Origin of the sequence: Mesorhizobium sp. M2A.F.Ca.ET.039.01.1.1, from assembly GCF_003998035.1 — a bacterium.
In the GTDB taxonomy this organism is placed as follows: Bacteria; Pseudomonadota; Alphaproteobacteria; order Rhizobiales; family Rhizobiaceae; genus Mesorhizobium.
Window position 1 is genome coordinate 1 of record NZ_RZRY01001578.1, and the last position, 407, is coordinate 407.

Here is a 407-nt window from a genome sequence, read left to right on the forward strand (position 1 = left end):
GAACAAGCGAAGGCACCGGGCTGGCGGATGCGAGATCCTGCCTTGAACAAACCATTTCAATCCAACCGGCCTATGCCGACGCGAAGGGCGTTCTGGCGCTCCTGCTCGTCCGATCGGAGAATTACGATCAGCCGACACCTGCATTGGACAAGGCGCTCCAGATGGTTCGAGAAGCGGCAGCAGCAGCTCCCGATTCCGCCAACGTGGCTTACGCCCGCATGACGCTGGAATTTCTTTATGGCAGGGCAGATCTCGCCATCGCGGCCGGGCGGCAGGCGTTGGAGATCAATCCTTACCAGGGAGGCATCACGGCTCGGCTGGCGGAGATTCTCTATTTCACCGGCGCTCGCGATGAGGCGCTTGCGCTGGCTCGACGCGCCAGCACAGCGGACGGCACGGTGTACAGG

Annotated in this window: 1 protein-coding gene; it reads left to right on the forward strand. The window is 62.2% G+C overall.

Annotated features, from left to right (window positions below):
* Positions 1-143 precede the first annotated feature (143 nt).
* Positions 144-407 (forward strand): tetratricopeptide repeat protein (locus tag EOA24_RS40995; RefSeq protein ID WP_348633119.1); only part of this gene is annotated, 264 nt, incomplete at its 3' end.